Below are 19,892 nucleotides of genomic sequence, written 5' to 3'. Positions count from 1 at the left end.
TCGTTTCAGAAGTTGGTGGTTGGCTTCATCGTCCTGGTCGTGCACCGTGGGGACGTGCCTGATGCTCGCCGTACCGACGTCGTCCTTCTGCTCGTCGCGCTCGTCTGGGGTTCCAGCTACCTGGCGGCGAAGACAGCCGCCACCGCCATCCCCGTCCTGGCGCTCCTCTTCGCCCGGTATGCGATTTCTGCACTCGCCTGTGCCGTGGTGGTCGCATCTCGTCGCGGATTCCGCCGCTGGACCCGTGCGGAGACCCGCGCCGGGACACTGCTGGGAGTCACCCAGGCCGCCGTTCTCGTGCTGGAGACCTACGGGGTTGCGCACACCAGCGCCGCCAACGCCGGGCTGATCATCAGCCTGACCATCGTGCTGACGCCGTTGCTGGACCGTGCCGGCGGCCGCGGCAGGCCGCCCCTGCGGTTCTTCGTCGCCGCCGGCGTCTGCGCCCTGGCCATCGGGCTTCTCATGTCCGGCCGCGAACTGCACACCCCACGGGTCGGCGATGCGCTGATGCTCGCCGCCGCGGTGGTGCGGGCGGGACACGTCGCGCTCGTCGGGCGGCTCACCGCGGTCCGCTCCATGGATCCGCTGCACCTGACGACCGCCCAGACCGTCGTCGGCTCGGCGCTGTTCTCGGCACCCGCCATCGCCGGCCTGCCGGAGCTGGTCGGCAGCAGTGCCACCACCTGGGCCCAGCTGATCTATCTCGCCCTGTTCTGCAGCGTATTCGCCTTCCTGGCCCAGACCTGGGCGGTGCAACGCACTTCTGCCAGCCGGGCGAGCCTTCTCCTGGGCACCGAACCGATCTGGGCCGTGATGGCCGGGATCAGTCTTGGTGGCGAGCGGCTCACCATCATGGCCGCCCTCGGTGCCGCGCTCATGGTCGCCGGAACCTACTGGGGCCAGGCCATCGAACGTGCCCACCGCACCACCGTGAAAGAGGACACCCCCTGCCCGGCAACGGCGCTCACCAGCACCTGACATCATCCTTAAGGGCCACGGCCGGCACGCGCTGCGGCTAAGGTGGGCGACCGTGCGCCTCGTCATCGCCCGTTGCAGCGTCGACTACGTCGGCAAGCTCACCGCCCACCTGCCCCTGGCCACACGGCTGGTCCTGATGAAGGCCGACGGCAGTGTCTCGATCCACGCCGACGACCGCGCGTTCAAACCGCTCAACTGGATGAACCCGCCGTGCAGCGTCAAGGAGGAAGAGGGCCGCTGGACGGTCACGCACGGCAAGTCGGGCGAGCAGCTGATCCTGACGATCGAGGAGATCCTGCACGACTCCAGCCACGAGCTGGGCGTCGACCCGGGACTGCAGAAGGACGGCGTCGAGGCCCACCTGCAGGAGCTGCTGGCCGAGCACATCACGACGCTGGGCGAGGGCTGGAAGCTCGTCCGCCGGGAGTACCCCACCGCGATCGGCCCGGTCGACATCCTGTGCCGGGACGATACGAGCGCGACCGTCGCCGTCGAGATCAAACGGCGCGGGGAGATCGACGGCGTCGAGCAGCTCACCCGCTACCTCGAGCTGCTGAACCGCGATCCGCTCCTGGCGCCCGTCCGCGGGATCTTCGCCGCGCAGGAGATCAAGCCGCAGGCGCGGGTGCTCGCCGAGGACCGCGGCATCGGCTGCGTCACCCTGGACTACGACGCGCTGCGCGGCATCGAGCGGGACGGCACGCTCTTCTAGCGGAGTACCTGACAGAAGGTGGCAGCCTTCGCCGCCATGCTGGTCGCATGAGCAAGCGAGCAGAAGGCACCTTCACCCTCGACGTCTGGGACGCGGAGAAGCCGTACGACGAGCGCGACGGGATCACGTTCACGCGGGTCCACGTCGACAAGACGTTCAGTGGCGGTCTCGCCGGCACCAGCAACGCCGAGCTGATCACTGTTGTCACCGAGAACCCCGCCGCGTACGTCGGGATCGAACGGTTCCAGGGCACGCTGGACGGGCGCACGGGCGGGTTCGTGCTCCAGCACAACGCGGGCGGCGAGGACGGCAAGCCGTGGCTAACCTGGAAGATCGTAGAGACGAGCGGCACCGGCGACCTCGAGGGGATCAAGGGCGAGGGCCAGATCATCATCCACGAGGACGGCGGTCACTCCTACACGCTCGACTACGAGCTGGACTGAGGACGCTGTCAGCGCTTCTCGCGCTGGCCCTCGGCGAGCGCACGGGTGAGTTTGTCCGCGCCGCCCCGCCGCTGAATCCTGGCGAACAGGCTCGGAGCCAAGGCACCCAGCGTCACCCCGACGCGGACGGGCAGCGGGGCGACGTCGGCCTCGCCGCGGTCCTGTTCGATGACACGGGCCACCGCGCGGGCGACGTCGCCGGGCGAGCTGGTGCCCACGCCCGGCGGCAGCTCCACCCCGGCGTCGGCGAACATCCCGGCCTCCCGGATGAATCCCGGGTAGATCACCGAGACGCCGACGCCGTGCGGGTGCAGGTCCTCGCGGAGGCCGAGGGCGAGACCCCGCAGCCCGAACTTGGTCGCGTGGTACAGCGCCGTGCCTCCGAACGCGACCTTGCCCGCGATCGACGACATGAAGACCAGGTGCCCGCGCCCGCGCGAGGTCATCTGCTCGGCCGCCAGGCGGGCCATGACGATCGGCACGCGCAGGTTGACGTCCAGGGCACGGTCGATCTCCTCAATGGAGAAGTCGGTGAGAGGCCCGGCGGCATCGTGCCACGTCAGAGCGTTGTTTCCACGGATGTCGCGGCGCAGCGCGCCCGTGCCTCGTCGATCATCCGGTACCGCACGCCGTACCGGAGCGTGCGGATGAGGGCGTGGCCCGCGATCCGGGTCGCGTGCGGAAAGGGCGGGCGCCCGCCGAGGAGGGTGAGCGCCCAGTCCGGGAGCAGATCGGTCGCGACGCGGGCGAGGAGCGCGCTGGAGATCCGGGTCGCGGGGCTCGCCCCCTTCGGCCGGCGCAGGAACGCGACCGCCTGCAGCACCTCCTCGCTGACGGTCAGGCGGGGCCGCACGGCCGCGAAGTAGTCCTCCGCCTCGGCGAGCGTACGGGGCGAGTCGGGCGCGCCGAGCATCTCGTTGATCACGGCGTACTCGGCGAAGTACCGGTCGAGGTCGCGGCCTCGCAGCGGGCGCGGGTGGTACGCGACGTGGGCGCGGGCGGCGGAGTACGCCTGGGTGATCCCGACCCAGACGATGTCGTCCGGGTCGGTCGCGGAGAAGGTCCGGCCGTCGGGCATCGCGCCCTGGACCCGCTGGTGCATCGCCCGGACCGTGCCGGCGAGCCGTTCCGCGACGGGCGTCGAGCCGTACGTCATGCCGAGCACGAACGACGCGGTGAAGCCGAGCCGTTTGATCGGGTCCTGGAGGTAGTCGGAGAAGCGGTTCGTGCCGTGGGTGACGGGCTCGTTGAGCGTGCCGAGGATGAGCCCGGAGACACCGCCGAGGACGCCGGAGACGTCGCCGTGGACGTGCCAGATGGCCGAGTCCGGCCCGAACAGCCCGGGGTCGCCGGGCGGGTCGGTGTACTGCTCGCCCGGCAGGTGGGCGGCGGCCATCATCGCCCAGAACGCCTCGTCGATGGACGTACGCGGATTCATCCGGCCTCCGGGTGGTTCAGGGTGCGGCGACCACGTTACGCCGTTTGCGACAAGACGCAATGTTTGTCTCATGTGTCGCGTCTCACGGGACCGGTACCCTGCGAGGCATGCCGCAGGCCACCACCGACGTCCGGGAGCGGATCGTCAACGCCGCCGAGCACTGCTTCGCGCGGTACGGCGTCGGCAAGACGACCATCGAGGACATCGCGGCGGCGGCGGGGCTGTCCCGAGCGACCGTCTACCGCAGCTTCGGCGGTGGGCGCGACGAGGTGATCCTCGCCGTGCTCCTCCGCGACCTGCGCCGCTTCCTCGATCGGCTGGCCGCCCGGCTCGCCACGCAGGCCTCGGTCTCCGACGGCGTCGTCGAAGGGGTCGTCGACGCGGTCGCGTTCGTGCGCGGCGAGCCGCGGGTGGCGGCCCTGCTCACCCCGGAGGCCGCCGGTCACACCCAGACCGCCATCGCCGGGGCCGCCGAGCACGTCCTGCGCCTGTGTGCCGACCGCGTGCGGCCGTACTTCGCGATGGCCCAGCGTGAGGGTCTGCTCCGCGCGGACATCACGGTGGAAGGCGCGGTGGAGTTCCTCTTCCGGATCATCTCCTCGATGATCGCCCTCCCCCGCGACGGGGACCCCCGGGAGTTCCTGCGCACCTATGTCGTCCCCGCCCTCGTAGAGAGCAGATAGATGTCCGATGTAAGCGCGGTGCGGTCCTCCGTGCGGCCCAGCCCAGCGTTCCTCTTCGTCCTCGGCCTGTTCGCGCTGTCCGGCCTGGCGGTCTGGCGGTACGGCATCAGCCCGGACCGGACCGCCCGGCTGTTCCTGTTCCTGTTCGTCGTCAGCGGCTGGATCGTGTCGCTGTGCCTGCACGAGTTCGGGCACGCGTTCTTCGCCTGGCGGTCCGGCGACCGGAGCGTCGCGACCAACGGCTACCTGACGCTGAACCCGCTGAAGTACGGCGACATCACGCTGAGCTTCCTGCTGCCGGTGCTGTTCGTGCTGCTCGGCGGGATCGGCCTGCCGGGCGGCGCCGTCTACATCGACCGCGGGGCGATCCCCGGGAAGATCCGGCACAGCCTCATCTCGGCGGCCGGGCCGATCGCCAATCTCCTGTTCGCGATCATCCTTGGCGTCGTCATCACCAACCTGGCCAAGGACCCGGCGCACCTGCTGTTCTGGACCGGCGCGGCGTTCCTGGCGTTCCTGCAGGTCACCGCGGCCGTGCTCAACCTGCTGCCGGTGCCCGGCCTGGACGGCTTCGGGATCGTCGAGCCGTACCTGCCGCGCCGCTGGGTCGCGCAGGCGGACCGGGTCGGCGGCTACGCGTTCATGGCGCTGCTCGCCCTGCTGTGGATCCCCGCGGTCAACGAGCAGTTCTTCTCCCTCGTCTATCACCTCACGGACCTGTTCGGCATCGACCAGGACCTCGTCTCGGTCGGGCACGGGCTGTTCCGGTTCTGGCAGAGCGTCAGCTTCGGAGGCTGACGATTCCGGTGTCCACCGATCGGTGGACACAGGAATCACCGGACCGCCGATCCCGGACAGGCCCCGCCGCCACGACGCTGGAGGCATGAACGATACGGCGGTGCGGGTCCGCGGCCTGCGCAAGCGATACGGCGACGTCGACGCGGTGAACGGCGTCGACCTGGACATCTTCCGCGGCGAGGTGTTCGCCCTGCTCGGCCCGAACGGAGCGGGCAAGAGCACCACGGTCGAGATCCTGGAAGGGCACCGGCGGCGGACGGGCGGCGACGTCTCCGTCCTCGGGGCCGACCCCGGGAAGCCGACGCGGGAGTGGCGCGCCCGGCTGGGCATCGTGCTGCAGACCTCGAACGAGCAGCCGGAGCTGAGCGTCCGGGAGATCGTCCGGCACTTCGCGGGCTACTACCCCCGGCCCCGGGACGTCGACGAGGTGATCGAGGCGGTCGGCCTCACGGAGAAGGCCGGGGCGCGCCTCGCGCAGCTGTCCGGCGGCCAGCGCCGGCGGGTCGACGTCGCGCTCGGCATCATCGGCGGCCCCGAGCTGCTGTTCCTCGACGAGCCGACGACCGGGTTCGACCCGGACGCGCGCCGGCAGTTCTGGAGACTCATCGAAGGTCTCGCAGGCGGCGGCACGACCATCCTGCTGACCACCCACTACCTGGACGAGGCGGAGGCGCTCGCGGACCGGGTCGGCGTCATCACCGGCGGCCGGGTCCTCGAGGTCGGCTCGCCGATGGAGCTCGGTGGCCGCGCGACCGCCACGGCGCGCGTGAGCTGGCTCGGGCCCGAGGGGCGGCAGTCCCTCGAGACGGACTCCCCCACGCAGGTCGTCGCCGAGCTGAGCCAGAAGTTCGACGGTGAGGTGCCGGAACTGACCGTCGCCCGTCCCACCCTCGAGGACATCTACCTCACGATGATCGGAGAAGGCCGATGACCACCGCCGCCCTGCCGTCCCCCGTGCGGATCGGGCTGTCCCGCGGAGTGCTGGAACTGAAGGCCTTCTTCCGGGAGAGATCGGCCGTGGTCTTCACGGTCGCGATGCCGATGATCCTCATGCTGATCTTCGGCACCATCTTCAAGGGCAAGGTCCACGATACGAACGTGGACTTCCGGCAGTACTTCGCGGCCGGGATCATCGCGAGCGGCATCATGTCGACGACGTTCGTGAGCCTGGGCGTGGCCATCGCCCAGGAGCGCGACGACGGAACCCTCAAGCGGCTGTACGGCACGCCGCTGCCCAAGGCGGCGTACTTCATCGGCAAGGCCGTTCTGGCGCTGGCACTGTCGGTGCTGGAGACCGCCGTCCTGTTCGTTCTCGGGAATGTCCTGTTCGGCCTGAAGCCCCCGAGCACGCCGGAGCGCTGGCTCACCTTCGCCTGGGTCTTCGTGGCCGGGGTCGTCGTCTGCACCCTGCTCGGCATCGCGGTGAGCAGCGTCCCGCGCTCGGGCCGCGGCGCCGCGGCCGTGCTCAACATGCCCTACCTCGTCCTGCAGTTCATCTCCGGCGTGTACTTCCCCTTCGACGGACTGCCGTCGGGTGTGCAGCAGGCAGGCGCGCTCTTCCCACTCAAGTGGATGAGCCAGGGCCTGCGGTCGGCACTGCTCCCGGACACACTGCTGCCCGCCGAGCCCGCCCACTCCTGGGAGCACGGCCGTACCGGGCTGGTGCTGGCCGCCTGGGCCGTTGCAGGCTTGGCCCTGTGCCTGACGACCTTCCGCTGGAAACGGCGCCGCGACGGATGAAGACCAAGGACGCGTGGGACTGGGGCCTGGGCCGATGGGAGGCGTACTTCGGCCTGGTCCTGGTCTCGACGGCGATGTACGCGCTTGTCGGGGAGCCCTGGGGCCGGGGTGTGGTCGCCACCGCCCTCCTGCTCGCCATGGTGCCCTGGTACGTCTTCCTGGGCCGCCGGCTCATCGGGCGCGACCGGACCGACGCCGCCGTCTACGTTTACATCGCCGGCCTGATCCTGCTCTGTGACGCGGCCATTCTGGCCGCGCCGCAGAGCTCGCTCGTGCTGTTCGCGGCCTCCCCGCAGTGCTTCATGCTCGTGCGGTGGCAGTACAGCCTGGTCGCGCTGGTGCTGCTCAACGCGGTCCCGGCGATTCGCTTCCTCGGGAGCGACCCCGACACCGGGGCGATCGTGTCGTTCGCGGTGTGGACGGCGGTCGTGATCGGGTTCTCGATGTTCTTCGGCATCTGGATCGACCGCATCATCGATCAGAGCCGCGAACGCCGGGAACTCATCCAGCAGCTGGAGACCACGCGGGCGGAGCTGGCCGAGGTCAGCCGGGAGGCCGGCGTGATGGCCGAGCGGGAGCGGATGGCCGCGGAGATCCACGACACGCTCGCGCAGGGCTTCACGAGCATCCTGATGCTGCTGCAGGCGGCCGACGCGTACATCGGACGCGACCCGGAGTCGGCGCGGCGGCAGGTCGGCCTGGCGGCGCGCACCGCGCGGGAGAACCTCGCCGAGGCCCGCGCGCTGGTGGCCGCCCTGCCGCCCGCGCCGCTCGGGGGTTCGTCGCTCGACGAGGCCGTGGGACGCCTGACGGAGCGGCTCCGCGAGGAGCTGGGGGTGGCGGCGGACTACACGCTGACCGGGGAGCGGCGACGGCTGAGCGCCGGCGCGGAGGTCGTGCTGCTGCGCGTCGCCCAGGAGAGCCTGGCGAACGTCCGCAAGCACGCGAAGGCCGACCGGGTGGAGGTCGGCCTGGCGTACGCGGCGGAGTCGGTGCGCCTGGAGATACGCGATGATGGCGTCGGTTTCACTCCCGGCGCGTCGCACGGGTTCGGGCTGCACGGCATGCGCGAGCGCGTCGGCCAGGTCGGCGGATCCCTCGACGTACGGAGCGAGCCCGGAGCGGGAACGGCCGTCGTGGTGGAGGTGCCGGCGTGATCAAGGTGTTGCTGGTCGACGACCACCCGGTCGTCCGCGAGGGGCTGCGCGGCATGCTGTCGGCCGAGGACGACCTGACGGTCGTGGCCGAGGCCGGGGGCGCGGCCGAGGCGGTCGCGGCGGTGCGGGCGCACGAGCCGGACGTCGTGCTGATGGACCTGCGCATGCCGGGCGGCGACGGTGTCGAGGCGACCGCGCGGGTGCTCGTCCAGCGGCCGCAGACCCGCGTCGTGGTGCTGACGACGTACGACACGGACGCCGACATCCTGCGCGCCGTCGAGGCGGGCGCCGCGGGCTACCTGCTCAAGGACGCGTCGCGGCACGACCTCGCCCAGGCCGTACGCGCGGCGGCGCGCGGCGAGACCGTCCTCGCCCCGTCGGTGGCCGCCAAGCTCGTGTCGCGGATGCGCTCACCGGTCGAGCTGTCCCGGCGGGAGATCGACGTGCTGCGGCTCGTCGCCCGCGGCCGCACGAACGCCGAGATCGGCAAGGAGCTGCTCATCAGCGAGGCGACGGTCAAGACCCACCTGCTGCGGGCGTTCGGCAAACTGGGCGTCTCGGACCGGACCGCCGCCGTGACCGCGGCCATCGAACGCGGCATCCTCCCCTCCCCCGGGCGGTGACCTCAGGCCGGGCCTCATCCGCGGGGAAGTGTGGCGGACACCGTACCGACGGGAGGGTTGGCACGTGAGAACTCCGGGTCGCCCCAGCGAAGCGGAACCGCCGCCGCCACCTCGATGACGTCGGTGACGGCCAGGTCGACCAGCCGCTGCGCGCCGGACGTCGCCGCCACGCGCTCCGGATCCCATTCCGTACGGGCCGTGCCGGAGACGTACAGGAGCGTGCCGGTCGTGAAGTCGGGGAAGAGCAGCCCGGCGGCGGGGTTGACGTCGAGGTTGCCCAACGTCATGAACATCGCGTTGCCCACGTAGTCCGGCCAGCGCAGGCGCGTCGGGGAAAGCACCTGAACGAAGCCGGGATCCCCGCCGCGGTGCGAGGCGTCGGCGTGGCCCTGGTCGTCGGCGGTGGCCACGAAGAAGGTGTCGGCGGCGGAGATCCGACGCCGCTGGTCCGGGGTGAGCTCGCTCCCGTGGACGGCCGTGGGCCGGGCGGCCTCCCCGCGGGCGTCGAGGAGATGGCGGCGCTGGATGTACTTGGGGCAGTTGGCGTACACCTGGTCGGCCGTGATCCGCAGTCCGTCCGCGTCCGGGACGGACACGCCGTTGACCCGCATGCGGCGCCGCCGGGCCGGGTCGATCGCGATCGTTCCCACCGTGGCCGCGTCGCCGAGCGCCCCGGCCAGCGGATCCCACGGCTCGGGCCGGGCGGCGACCCGCACGGTGGCGGGTCCGGCGGCGTGCACGAAGCCGGGTGGGCCGGTGAGCAGCGAGGCCCACACGTGTCCGGCCTCGTCGGCGGCCCCGATGACGATCATGGGCTGCTCGGCGAGGAACGCGGCCGCCACCACCGGGATCTGCGCGCGTACGGCGCGTCCCCCGTGGTCGGCCTGGTCGGCGAGGCCGGCTCGGACCTGCACGGCGCGTTCTCCACGATGCCAGGTCATCGGACATCTCCCTTCGACGGTGGTCCGGCTCGGCGAGGCGGCCGCCGCACCGGACGGCGGCCGCCGGTTTCTTAGAAGAACCCGCAGGTCGGAGCGGATCCGTTGGGCGTGGTGCCGCCGTCGGCGCCGGTCGGCGCGTAGATCTCCAGCCGGATTCCGTCGGGGTCCTCGAAGAAGATGCCGCCGGACGTCGCGCCTTCGGAGTGCGGCACGACCCCGTCGTAGGCGAAGACGGCCGACAGCGCGCGCAGCCGGTCCTCCGCCGCCCGGACCTCCTCGACCGACTCCACCTGGAAGGACAGGTGGTGCAGGCCCGGACGGCCGGTCGCGAACCGGCCGTCGCTCTGCTGCCACAGCGTGACCAGGAGGCGTCCTTCGCTGGTCAGAAATGCGAAACGCCGGCCCGGCTCGGCGCCCTGGGCACCCACCTCGAAGCCGAAGACCTGGGTGTAGAAGGCGATCGAGCGGTCCAGGTCGCTGACGTTGAGCCCCACGTGACCGGTCTGAAGAGCCGGCGAGACGGCGGTGGGCATGGCGGAACCTCCTGGAGAGAAGCGATCTTCTAACGGAAAAGCTTCAGTTTGACGTTAGGAGGCTACCCATAGAATCTAACGGAGGCAACGTCGGATTCCGTTAGAAGTGCCGGTGCGGAGGAGGTACGGGTGAACGAGCTGCTGGCGCTCGAGCTGACCCGGACGATCCGGATGACCCAGGACGGGCCGGCCGACACGATCGCGACGCCGGAGGGCCTCGCCACGTGGATTCGCGAGCACGCCCCGGAGCTGTCCGACGATCTACGGCAGGAGGAGCCGGTCGCCGACGAGGACCTGCGGCGACGTGTCGTCGCGGTACGCTCCGCCGTACGCGCCCTGTTCGCCCGCGCCGTTGCGCCCTCCCGCCCCAGCGCCGCCGACGCCGGACGCCTCCCCGATCCCGATGACGCCCTGGCGCTGCTCAACGAGGTCGCCGCCCTCGCCCCGGTCACGCCCCGTCTCGACTGGCCGGTCGGCGAAGCGCCGCTGGTCCGGCAGGTGCCCTCGGCACCCGACCCGGGCGACCGGCTGCTCGCGGCCCTCGCCCGCGCGGCCATCGGCCTGCTCGGCGGACCGCTGCGCGCGCAGCTGCGCACGTGCCTGGCTCCCCGCTGCGTGCTGTATTTCGTCAAGGAGCACGGCCGGCAGGAATGGTGCTCGACCGCCTGCGGCAACCGGGCGCGGGCCGCCCGTCACTACGAGCGTCACCGCGCCGGCCGCGTCCGCTGAGAGCATCCGGCGCACGACGCGGTCGCGGTTCTGGCAGCGTTCCGCGCCATTCCCACGCGGCGCGTGAGCGATAGATTACGGGGAAACCGAACCTCGTTATGGACCGGGTGACGCCGATGACCGCGACTGCGAACGAGAAGACCGCCGAGACGTTCCGATCCCTCAACCCGGCGACCGGCGAGCTCGTCGGCGAGCATCCCGTCCACGACGAGGCCGCGGTGAACGCTGCCATCGAGCGCGCCCGGACGGCGCAGATCTGGTGGGCGGGCCTCGGCTGGAAGGAGCGCAAGGTCCGGCTCCTGAACATCAAGGGCGCCCTGACCCGCGCGCTGAACCGCGTGGCGACCGCCATCCACCAGGAGACCGGCAAGCCGGTGGCGGACGCCCAGCTCGAGACGGTGCTGGCGATCACGCACCTGGACTGGGCCGCGCGCAACGCCCAGAAGGTCCTCGGCCCGCGCGGCGTCTTCCCCGGCATCGTCGCCGTCAACCAGAAGTGCGTCCTGGAGTACCAGCCGCTCGGCGTCGTCGGCGTGATCGGCCCGTGGAACTACCCGCTGTTCACGCCCGTCGGCTCCATCGCGTACGCCCTGGCGGCGGGCAACGCCGTCGTCTTCAAGCCCTCGGAGTACACCCCAGGCGTCGCTCTGCTGCTCGCCGAGATCATCTCCGGAGTCATCCCGGAGGAGCCCGTCTTCCAGGTCGTGACCGGCTTCGGCGACACCGGCGCGGCGCTCGCCCGCGGCGCCGTCGACAAGATCGCCTTCACCGGGTCGTCGCCCACCGCCCGCAAGGTCATGGCGGCCTGCGCCGAGCGCCTGACCCCCATCGTCGCCGAGTGCGGCGGCAAGGACGCGTTCATCGTCGACGCCGACGCCGACCTCGACGAGGCCGCCGATGCGGCGCTGTGGGGCGCGATGTCCAACGCCGGCCAGACCTGCGCCGGTGTCGAGCGGGTCTACGTCGTCGACAGCGTCTACGACGCCTTCGTCGCCAGACTGACCGCGCGGGCCCGGACGCTGCGGCCCGGCGAGGACCGCACCGCCGCGTACGGCCCGATCACCATGCCGGGCCAGCTGAACGTCATCCGGCGGCACGTCGACGACGCGCTCGCCCGGGGCGGCCAGGCGCTCGTCGGAGGCGCCGACGCGGTGAAGGAGCCCTACGTCGAGCCGGTCGTCCTCGTCGACGTCCCGGACGACTCCGCCGCGGTCTGTGAGGAGACGTTCGGCCCGACCATCACCGTGCACCGGGTCAAGTCCGTGGACGAGGCCGTCACCCGCGCGAACGCCACCCCGTACGCCCTGGCGGGCGCGGTCTACTCCAAGAGCCGCTCGACGGCCATGGACGCGGCGCGCCGGCTGCGCGGCGGCATGACCTCGATCAACGCGGTGATCGCCTTCGCGGCCGTCCCGGCCCTGCCGTTCGGCGGCGTGGGCGACTCCGGCTTCGGCCGCATCCACGGCGCCGACGGCCTGCGGGAGTTCGCCCGCGCCAAGGCCATCACCCGGCAGCGGTTCGCCCCGCCGATGAACCTCACGTCGTTCGAGCGCACCGACAAGGACATGGCCAAGCTGCTGCGGCTCGTCAGTTTGCTGCACGGCCGCCGCTACCGCTGACCCGCGGCCCGCCGCCGCCCGTGCGCTGCCGGGGTCGTCCACGCCGCCCACGCGGTATTGCCGCCAAGGCGTCCGGCGCCACGCGGACAGGTTCTCCGCGCGGCGCCGGGCGCTCACCAGTCGTGCATGCCGCCGTCGGCGAGCCGCGCGACCGGCAGGTACTTCGGGTCGTACGGGTACCGCCGCGCGGCCTCCTCGTCGACCTCGACGCCGAGGCCCGGCCGGTCCGACAGCCACAGCATGCCGCCCTCGTACCGGTAGCCCCAGTCGAAGACCTCACCGGCCGGATCGCGGTGCCCCATGTACTCCTGGATCCCGAAGTTCGGGATCGCCAGGTCGAGGTGCAGGTTGGCGGCCATGCCGATCGGCGAGATGTCGCCGGGGCCGTGACAGCCGGAGCGCACGCCGTACAGGTCGGCCAGGTCCATGATCCGGCGTACGTGCGAGATCCCGCCCGCGTGCGTGACGGGCGTCCGGATGTAGTCGATGAGCCGCTCGCTGATCAGCTGCCGGCAGTCCCAGATCGTGTTGAACACCTCGCCGACCGCCAGCGGCGTCACCGTGTGCGAGCGGATGAGGCGGAACGCCTCCTGGTCCTCGGCCGGGGTCGCGTCCTCCAGCCAGAACAGGCGGTACGGCTCCAGCGCGCCGCCGAGCCGGGCCGCCTCGATCGGGGTGAGCCGGTGGTGGACGTCGTGCAGCAGGTGGAAGCCGTATCCGAACTCGTCGCGGACCCGCTTCATCATGGCCGGGACGAAGTCGAGGTACGCGGCGGTGTTCCAGGTCTCCTCCGTCGGCAGCGCGCCGGAGGCGGGCTCGTAGATCTGCGCGCCGGTGTGCGTCCCGTACGTGGAGTCCATCCCGGGGATCTTCGCCTGCACGCGTACGGCGGTGTACCCGAGCTCGAGGTGCCGGGCGACGTCGGCGAGGAGGCCGTCGACGTCCGCGCCGCTGGCGTGCCCGTAGACGGTGAGCGCCTCCCGGGCCTTGCCTCCGAGCAGCTCATGCACCGGCAGGCCCGCGACCTTGCCCTTGATGTCCCACAGTGCCTGGTCGACCGCGGAGATCGCGGTCATCGTGACCGGGCCGCGCCGCCAGTACGCGCCCTTGTAGAGGTACTGCCACGTGTCGCCGATCCGGGAGGCGTCCCGGCCGGCCAGCAGCGGCAGCACGTGCTCGGTCAGGTAGGCGGCGACGGCCAGCTCGCGGCCGTTCAGGGTGGCGTCCCCGTAGCCGACGACACCGTCGTCGGTGACCAGCTTGAGCGTGACGTAGTTGCGGCCCGGGGCCGTGACGATGACCTGGGCGTCGGTGATCTTCATGCGTTCTCCGGGTCGAGCAGCAGTTTCATCGCGGTCCCCGCCCGCAGCCGCTCGACGGCCTTGGCGGCGTCGCGCAGCGCCACGACCTCGGTGACGAAGCGGGACACGTCGACGCGGCCGGACGCGATCAGCTCGATCGCGGCGAGGATGTCCTGGCGGGTGTAGATCCGCGTGCCGACGAGCGTCAGCTCGGCGAACATGATCGACAGCAGGGCGGTCGGCTGCGGCGCCGGAGGGTAGGCCCCGACCAGGACGATCCGCCCGCCCGGACGTGCCCAGGAGGTGATCTCGGGGGCCGCCGCCGGGTGCCCGGTCGCGTCGAAGACGACGTCGGCCGCCGGTGTGGCACCGCCCTCGACAATGGTCAGGCCGAGCGCCGCCGCCTGCTCCCGGCGGAACGCCGACGGCTCGGACACGGTCACCTCGACCGCCCCGGCCATGCCCGCCAGCAGGCCCACGATGCAGCCGATCGGGCCCGCGCCGATGACGTGCACGCGGTCGCCGAGCCGTACCTCACCCCGCCGGACGGCACGGACGCCGACGGCGAGGGGCTCCACCAGGGCGGCGTCGACCAGCCGCATCGCGGGCGGCAGCGGGTACAGCCCGTAGTCCGGCACGACGACCTCCGGGCAGGCGGCCCCGGGATAGTCGATGCCGACCGAGGTCAGGGACTGGCAGATGTTCACCAGGCCGCGTGAGCAGGCGTCGCAGACGCCGCAGTGCACCATCGGGTTGACGAACACCGGCGTGCCGGCCGGCAGCCCCGCGGCCGGTTCGGTGAGGGTGCCGACGAACTCGTGGCCGATGACGGTTCCCGGCTTGGCCCGGATGTGCTCGCCGGCCAGGATGTGCAGGTCGCTGCCGCACAGCCCGGCGTACCCGACGCGTACACGGGACCAGCCCTCACGCGCCTCCGGCCGTGGCACCTCGACGACGGCCGCCTCGGTTCCGCCCTGCCAGATCAGCGCCGGAAGTGTCGTCATGTTCCCTCCATGCTGAATTGCGCTCGCTCCGCGAGCGCGGTTCGCGGCGCCCAACGCGCGCTCACGCTGCCGTCGCTCCTCAGTCCGGACGACGCGCGTCGCTCGCTCACGGTGTCACCTCGGCCGCCGCTGCGCGTACGCCGCCTTTGCGCAGGACGCCGAGGAGGTCTCCGACGGCGGTGACGAAACGGGGGTCCGCCGTGCTGCCGCCGCCGAGCAGGCGCTCGTCGGCGAGGACCGCGCGGGCCAGGTCCTCCGGACCGGACGTGCGCTCCGCCAGGGCCGTCAGCCGGTCCGCCGCCGGTTCGACCGGCCGGCCGACGGCCGGGTCGGTGACGCTGCCGGGCTCGCCGACGGCCCGGATCCAGGCGGCGACGAGCAGGGCGAGCGTCCGGGGCGTGTGCCCGTGCTCCAGGTGCCAGGAGACGGCCGCGGGCACGCGCTGGGCGAGCTTCAGCGAGCCGTCCGAGCCGACCTGCCGTGTCAGATGGCCCAGCGGGCGGTTGGCGAAGCGCTCGAACAGGTCGTCGCGGTAGTGGTCGAGGTCGAACCCGGCGGGGACCGTGACCGTGGGCCGGTACTCGTCGCCGAGCCGCCAGGCGGCCGCCGCGATCGGCTCGTCGGCGACCGCGTCGGCGATGAGCGGGTGGCCGGCGAGCATGCCGAGGTAGGCCAGCAGCGAGTGCGTGCCGTTGAGGAACCGCACCTTGATGGCCTCGTAGGCGGCGACCTCGTCGGTGAGGATCGCCCCGGCCCGCTCCCAGGCGGGCCGCCCGGCCGCGAAGCGGTCCTCCATCACCCACATCCGGAAGGGCTCCGCCGGGACCGGGACGCGGTCGTCGAACCCCGCCGCGGCCGCCTGTGCCCGGTGCTCGTCCGTCGTCGCCGGGACGATGCGGTCCACCATCGTGTTCGGGAAGGTCACCGCGTCGTCGAGGTAGCGCGTCAGCGTCTCGCCCTCCGGGCCGGGCAGGGCGCCGGCGAACTCGGTCAGCAGGCCGCGCAGGACCGTGCCGTTCGCGGCGAGGTTGTCGCAGCTGAGCACGGTGAGCGGGGCGCCGTCTCCCTGGGCTCGGCGCAGGAGGCCGCGGGCGAGCCGACCGACGGTCGTGCGCGGCGCGGGATCCCGCAGGTCGTGGGCGACGCCGGGGTCGTCCAGGTCGAGCCGCCGGCTCCCCGGAAGATAGGTGTAGCCCTTCTCGGTGACGGTGAGGGTGACGACCGAGGTACCCGGGTCGGCGAGCAGGTCGACGACGCGGGCCGGTTCGTCGGCCGCCGTGAACGCGTCCGTGATGACGTCGATCGGGTCGACCCGGATCCGGTCGGGGGCGATCGTGAGCACGGTGTACCGCATGTCCTGCGCCCGGAGGGCGGCCACGACGTCCCGGTTCGTGGTGGCCACGCCGGTGAACCCCCACGGCTCCGCCGGGTCCTGGGCGTCCGCCGTGTAGACCGCCTGGTGGGCGCGGTGGAAGTTGCCCAGACCGAGGTGGACGATCCGGCGGCCCGTACGGGCCGCCGCATCGCGCCGCGCCGCTTCGGAAGTCAGCTCGCCACCTCCGGGCCCGTCTCGCGGACCGTCGTCGTCCCGGACTTCTCGGTGCCGTTCTCCTGCTCAACGTAGCCGTACACCTCGGGGAGGATGAAGGTCGCGGCGAGGTACCCGGTCAGGGAGAGCAGCGAAACGACGACCGTGGCGAGCGGCACGCCCAGGTGGTCGAACAGCACGGGGAACAGGTAGATCGTGAGGAACGACGCGAGCTTGACGAAGATGTAGCCGAAGCCGGACGCCGTCGCCTTGTACCGGGTGGGCGCCACCATCGACGCGATCGTCATGCCGTTCGAGGCGTCCCAGTAGTGGCCCCACATGAGGCCGGCCGCGGCGATCGGGACGAGCCACTTCCACTCCAGGTGGAGGAAGAGCGCCGCGAGCAGCAGGGAGACGAAGGCCATCCCGAAGCCCCAGCGGGCCACGCCCCGGTGCCCCAGCCTAGGGGTCACCATCGGGGCGACGAAGCCGCTGATGGTGGCGACGATATAGATACCGCCGGTGACGAAGTTGGTCGCGCCGACTCCGGAGACTCCGGTGAGCACGAGGATGGTCGGCAGGTAGAACGCGAACGCGGAGAACTCCGCGCCCTGCATGGCGTTGGAGATCCAGGCGAAGACGCTGGCCCGGCGGCGGGTGCGGTCGCTCCAGATGCTCTTGAGGAAGTCGCTCGTACGGGGCCGGTCGATCTCGTGGTCCTCGTCGGGGAGCATCTCCAGCGGGTCGCCGAACATCTCCATCGAGACCTTCTTGGCCTGCCGGAACTTACCCCGCTGGATGAGCCAGAGGGCCGTGTCCGGCACGTGGAGCCGGCCGAGCAGCAGCACCAGGGCGGGCAGCGCGCCCAGGGCGAGACCGACGCGCCACAGGAGGCTGTGGTCCATGCCCGACAGGTACATGACGGTGATCACCGCGATGGCGACGACCTCGCCGATGCCGAACATGCCCTGCCAGCGGTTGCCCATCACCTCACGCTTGCCCTTGGGCATCGCCTCCATGATGTAGGCGTAGCCGGAGGAGATGTCACTGCCGAGGGGGAACCCGAGCAGGAAGCGGATGATGACCAGCTGCCAGATGTCGGTGGCGAACCCCTGTGCGGTGGCCAGGATGATGAACAGCACCATCGTGCCGATGAAGACCTTGCGGCGACCGATGCGGTCGGCGATCCATCCGCCGAGAAGGGCGCCCAGCAGGGCGCCGGCCTGAACCGCGGCCGAGGCCAGCGCCAGCATGTCGGTGCTGGGGTGGAAGTCCTTCTTGATGAAGATCAGCAGGAAGGAGATCGAGTAGAGGTCCCAGGCCTCGATGAGGATCGTCGAGATCATCAACCAGCCCGTACGGCGCCCGCTGTCGGTGCCCTGGCTGCTCATCACGTGGTCGACGGCGCGTTCGGACAGCCTTCGTAGTTCCGGTTGGGTGATCGCCACGCTACCTCCCGGGGCTCGATCGTTCCGCCGGACGGAACGCCATTCAGCTTTCGCGGATTACGGGGACGTTAGCCGCTGATGTCACGCGGCGTCAATGGACCGAAACTCTGGATAAGGATCACCAGTAACCGGGACGACACCGTGGAACCCCCTCGCTCAGGGCGACTTAGACGTCTCACCGCCCCATGCGGCATGGCTTAGTCGGCTCGCCCTACCCGATGGCGGGACTTAGTCGGCACCGGCCGCGGACCGGCCGTGAGGATGAGGCATTGTTCCGATGCCCCACCCACCGCCTTAGGACGAATCTTGTCAATGCGAGGCCGGATCGGCCGGCCCGCACGGCAAGGAGCACGAACGATGCACCCGGACATCATCAGGGCCATCATGGACGAGCGCGGACGCGAGCGGCTCGTCGAGGCGCGGCAGGAGAACCGCATCCGCCGCCTGCTGCGCGGCCGTACCCGGTGACCGCGCGGCGTACGTGGTGACCGCACGGATCTCCCCAGGGATCTGTGCGCCCACGCTGAGTCCCGCCCGTACAGGCGCCCTCCATCCGGGCGGGACTCAACGCGGGCGCACAGCTCCGAAAGACACCACTCCCCCGGTCAGGCGAACTCGACCGTGGGCAACAGCGGGCCGCCGGCGATGAGGTCGGCGGCCCGTTCGGCGATCGCGATCGTCGGGGCGTTGGTGTTGCCCCGGGACACCGCAGGCATGACCGACGCGTCGACGACGCGCAGCCCGTCCACGCCGCGCACCCGGAGTTCGGGATCGCACACCGAGTCCTCGGCCCCGCCCATCGCGCACGTGCTGGTCGGGTGGTACAGGGTGACCACCTCCCGGCGGACCCATTTGGCGAGGTCGCCGGCGTCCTCGCCCGGGGCGTACTCCCCGCCGACGATCCGGGCCATCGGGCCCGTCGCGGTGATCTCCCGGGCCTGGCGGACGCCCGCGACGAGGACGTCCAGGTCCGCCGTCTCGGCCAGGTAGTTCGGGTCGATCAGCGGCTTCCACCGCGGGTCGGCGGACCGCAGGGTCACGCTGCCCCGGCTCGCGACGGCGACGGTGGTGGCGAACACCGAGATGATCCGCTTGTTCGGCTCGGTCAGGCCCTGGTCGAGGAACGGCGTGGGCAGCACGTGGTACTGCAGGTCCGGCGCCGGCAGGTCGGGACGGGTCCGTACGAAGCCACCGGCCTCGGCGACGTTCGAGGCGTACGGGCCGCGCCCCAGGCCCTGGTACGTCAGGAGGGCGCGCGTGTTGGCGCCCTCCCACAATGCCTTCTTTCCCGGGGTGTGCCACATGACGGGCACCATCGGGTGATCCTGCAGGCCCCGGCCCACGGCGGGCAGGTCGACCACCACGTCGATGCCGAACGAGCGCAGATGGTCGGCCGGGCCGACCCCGGACAGCATGAGGACCTGCGGTGAGTTGACCGCGCCGCCGGACAGGATGACCTCGCGCCCGGCGGCGGCCCGCTGCTCCGCCCCGCCACGCAGGTAAGCGACGCCCGTCGCCCGGCCGTTCTCGATGACGACCCGGGTGACGAGCGCGTCGGTGAACACGGTGAGGTTGGGACGCTCCTTGGCCCGGGCGAGGTAGGCGTCGGCCGTCGACCAGCGGCGGCCGCGCCGCTGCGTCACCTGATAGAACCCCACCCCGTCCTGCTCGGCCCCGTTGAAGTCGTTGTTGGCGGGCAGGCCGAAGGCCGTCGCCGACTCGACCCAGGCGCGGGTGAGCGGATGCTTGTAGCGCAGGTCCTCGACGCGGAGCGGCCCGCCGGCGCCGTGGTAGTCCGACGCGCCGCGCTGCTGGTCCTCCGCGCGCAGGAAGTACGGGAGCAGGTCGGCATACCCCCAGCCCTTGCAGCCGTAGTCGTCGCGCCAGGTGTCGAAGTCGTGCCGGTGCCCCCGGATGTAGATCATGGCGTTGGTCGACGAACTGCCGCCGAGGGTCCGGCCGCGCGGCCAGTAGACGGTACGGTCGGCCGCGTTCGACTGGGGCGTGGTCGTGTAGTCCCAGTCGTACTGGCTCTTGAACAGCGCCGAGATCCCCGCCGGAATGTGGATCTCCGGGGCATCGTCGGGCGGTCCGGCCTCCAGGAGCAGGACCCTCGTCCCGGGGTCCGCACTGAGCCGCTCGGCGAGCACACAGCCCGCGCTGCCGGCACCGACGATGACGTAGTCGTACACGGCCGCCTCCACGCCTTGAGAG

At 71.5% G+C, this 19,892-nt stretch carries 20 protein-coding genes; 11 read left to right on the top strand and 9 right to left on the bottom strand.

Annotated features, from left to right (window positions below):
* Positions 1 to 54 precede the first annotated feature (54 nt).
* From ABEA24_RS38705 to ABEA24_RS38695, 3 genes are read left to right on the top strand one after another with little or no spacing between them, the layout of a single operon-like run.
* Entirely contained in the window at positions 55 to 981 is a 927-nt protein-coding gene (locus ABEA24_RS38705) for a DMT family transporter (protein ID WP_345437883.1), read from the top strand.
* Between the two features lie 52 nt (positions 982 to 1,033).
* A complete protein-coding gene (gene nucS, locus ABEA24_RS38700; RefSeq protein WP_345437881.1) occupies positions 1,034 to 1,693 on the top strand; it encodes an endonuclease NucS in 660 nt (219 codons plus the stop codon).
* A gap of 47 nt (positions 1,694 to 1,740) precedes the next feature.
* Complete coding sequence (locus tag ABEA24_RS38695; protein ID WP_345437879.1) at positions 1,741 to 2,136, top strand: DUF3224 domain-containing protein; 396 nt, start codon at positions 1,741 to 1,743, stop codon at positions 2,134 to 2,136.
* Between the two features lie 8 nt (positions 2,137 to 2,144).
* Here ABEA24_RS38695 and ABEA24_RS38690 read toward each other — a convergent pair whose 3' ends face one another.
* Together ABEA24_RS38690 and ABEA24_RS38685 are read right to left on the bottom strand one after the other, a co-directional pair.
* A complete protein-coding gene (locus ABEA24_RS38690; protein ID WP_345438103.1) occupies positions 2,145 to 2,699 on the bottom strand; it encodes an SDR family NAD(P)-dependent oxidoreductase in 555 nt (184 codons plus the stop codon).
* A complete protein-coding gene (locus ABEA24_RS38685) occupies positions 2,696 to 3,574 on the bottom strand; it encodes an oxygenase MpaB family protein (RefSeq protein ID WP_345437877.1) in 879 nt (292 codons plus the stop codon). Before ABEA24_RS38685 ends, ABEA24_RS38690 begins: the two co-directional genes overlap by 4 nt.
* A gap of 107 nt (positions 3,575 to 3,681) precedes the next feature.
* Here ABEA24_RS38685 and ABEA24_RS38680 point away from each other — a divergent pair, with 107 nt between their 5' ends.
* The 6 genes from ABEA24_RS38680 to ABEA24_RS38655 all read left to right on the top strand — a co-directional run bounded on the left by ABEA24_RS38680 (position 3,682) and on the right by ABEA24_RS38655 (position 8,575).
* The gene (locus ABEA24_RS38680; protein ID WP_345437875.1) at positions 3,682 to 4,257 is read left to right on the top strand and encodes a TetR/AcrR family transcriptional regulator; all 576 of its coding nucleotides are present in this window, start codon (positions 3,682 to 3,684) and stop codon (positions 4,255 to 4,257) included.
* Positions 4,258 to 5,055: a site-2 protease family protein gene (locus tag ABEA24_RS38675; RefSeq protein WP_345437873.1), complete on the top strand. Its 798-nt coding sequence runs from the start codon at positions 4,258 to 4,260 to the stop codon at positions 5,053 to 5,055.
* A gap of 85 nt (positions 5,056 to 5,140) precedes the next feature.
* The gene (locus tag ABEA24_RS38670) at positions 5,141 to 5,986 is read left to right on the top strand and encodes an ABC transporter ATP-binding protein (RefSeq protein ID WP_345437871.1); all 846 of its coding nucleotides are present in this window, start codon (positions 5,141 to 5,143) and stop codon (positions 5,984 to 5,986) included.
* Positions 5,983 to 6,795 (top strand): ABC transporter permease, encoded by an 813-nt coding sequence (locus tag ABEA24_RS38665; RefSeq protein WP_345437869.1) that lies wholly within the window; start codon positions 5,983 to 5,985, stop codon positions 6,793 to 6,795. Before ABEA24_RS38670 ends, ABEA24_RS38665 begins: the two co-directional genes overlap by 4 nt.
* Positions 6,753 to 7,952 carry a sensor histidine kinase gene (locus ABEA24_RS38660; RefSeq protein ID WP_345437867.1) on the top strand — a complete coding sequence of 400 codons (1,200 nt, stop codon included), beginning with the start codon at positions 6,753 to 6,755 and terminating at the stop codon, positions 7,950 to 7,952. The genes ABEA24_RS38665 and ABEA24_RS38660 overlap by 43 nt, the downstream gene beginning before the upstream one ends.
* Positions 7,949 to 8,575 (top strand): response regulator, encoded by a 627-nt coding sequence (locus ABEA24_RS38655; RefSeq protein ID WP_345437865.1) that lies wholly within the window; start codon positions 7,949 to 7,951, stop codon positions 8,573 to 8,575. Before ABEA24_RS38660 ends, ABEA24_RS38655 begins: the two co-directional genes overlap by 4 nt.
* A gap of 14 nt (positions 8,576 to 8,589) precedes the next feature.
* On the opposite strand, the gene ABEA24_RS38650 is transcribed toward ABEA24_RS38655, so the two are convergent.
* Together ABEA24_RS38650 and ABEA24_RS38645 are read right to left on the bottom strand one after the other, a co-directional pair.
* Positions 8,590 to 9,516, bottom strand: coding sequence for a pyridoxamine 5'-phosphate oxidase family protein (locus ABEA24_RS38650; RefSeq protein ID WP_345437863.1), 927 nt, complete (start codon positions 9,514 to 9,516; stop codon positions 8,590 to 8,592).
* A gap of 71 nt (positions 9,517 to 9,587) precedes the next feature.
* Complete coding sequence (locus ABEA24_RS38645) at positions 9,588 to 10,049, bottom strand: VOC family protein (RefSeq protein ID WP_345437861.1); 462 nt, start codon at positions 10,047 to 10,049, stop codon at positions 9,588 to 9,590.
* A gap of 129 nt (positions 10,050 to 10,178) precedes the next feature.
* On the opposite strand from ABEA24_RS38645, the gene ABEA24_RS38640 reads away from it, so the two are divergent.
* Both ABEA24_RS38640 and ABEA24_RS38635 read left to right on the top strand, forming a co-directional pair.
* Entirely contained in the window at positions 10,179 to 10,778 is a 600-nt protein-coding gene (locus ABEA24_RS38640; protein ID WP_345437859.1) for a CGNR zinc finger domain-containing protein, read from the top strand.
* 116 nt (positions 10,779 to 10,894) lie between these two features.
* Entirely contained in the window at positions 10,895 to 12,397 is a 1,503-nt protein-coding gene (locus tag ABEA24_RS38635) for an aldehyde dehydrogenase family protein (RefSeq protein WP_345437857.1), read from the top strand.
* A gap of 113 nt (positions 12,398 to 12,510) precedes the next feature.
* Here the strand turns inward: ABEA24_RS38635 and manD are convergent, their stop codons facing one another.
* The 5 genes from manD to ABEA24_RS38610 form a co-directional block, all read right to left on the bottom strand.
* The gene (gene manD / locus ABEA24_RS38630; RefSeq protein ID WP_345437855.1) at positions 12,511 to 13,719 is read right to left on the bottom strand and encodes a D-mannonate dehydratase ManD; all 1,209 of its coding nucleotides are present in this window, start codon (positions 13,717 to 13,719) and stop codon (positions 12,511 to 12,513) included.
* Positions 13,716 to 14,702 (bottom strand): zinc-dependent alcohol dehydrogenase, encoded by a 987-nt coding sequence (locus ABEA24_RS38625; RefSeq protein WP_345437853.1) that lies wholly within the window; start codon positions 14,700 to 14,702, stop codon positions 13,716 to 13,718. Before ABEA24_RS38625 ends, manD begins: the two co-directional genes overlap by 4 nt.
* A gap of 106 nt (positions 14,703 to 14,808) precedes the next feature.
* Positions 14,809 to 16,200 carry a mannitol dehydrogenase family protein gene (locus ABEA24_RS38620; RefSeq protein ID WP_345438101.1) on the bottom strand — a complete coding sequence of 464 codons (1,392 nt, stop codon included), beginning with the start codon at positions 16,198 to 16,200 and terminating at the stop codon, positions 14,809 to 14,811.
* A gap of 47 nt (positions 16,201 to 16,247) precedes the next feature.
* Positions 16,248 to 17,678, bottom strand: coding sequence for an MFS transporter (locus tag ABEA24_RS38615; RefSeq protein ID WP_345437851.1), 1,431 nt, complete (start codon positions 17,676 to 17,678; stop codon positions 16,248 to 16,250).
* A gap of 605 nt (positions 17,679 to 18,283) precedes the next feature.
* A complete protein-coding gene (locus tag ABEA24_RS38610; protein ID WP_425551290.1) occupies positions 18,284 to 19,870 on the bottom strand; it encodes a GMC family oxidoreductase in 1,587 nt (528 codons plus the stop codon).
* Positions 19,871 to 19,892: the final 22 nt, after the last annotated feature.

This window comes from Actinoallomurus vinaceus, from assembly GCF_039542055.1.
GTDB classification, from domain to species: Bacteria; Actinomycetota; Actinomycetes; order Streptosporangiales; family Streptosporangiaceae; genus Actinoallomurus; species Actinoallomurus vinaceus.
Note: the sequence above shows the minus strand (reverse complement) of the source record. Positions and strands in the feature narration are given on the sequence as shown.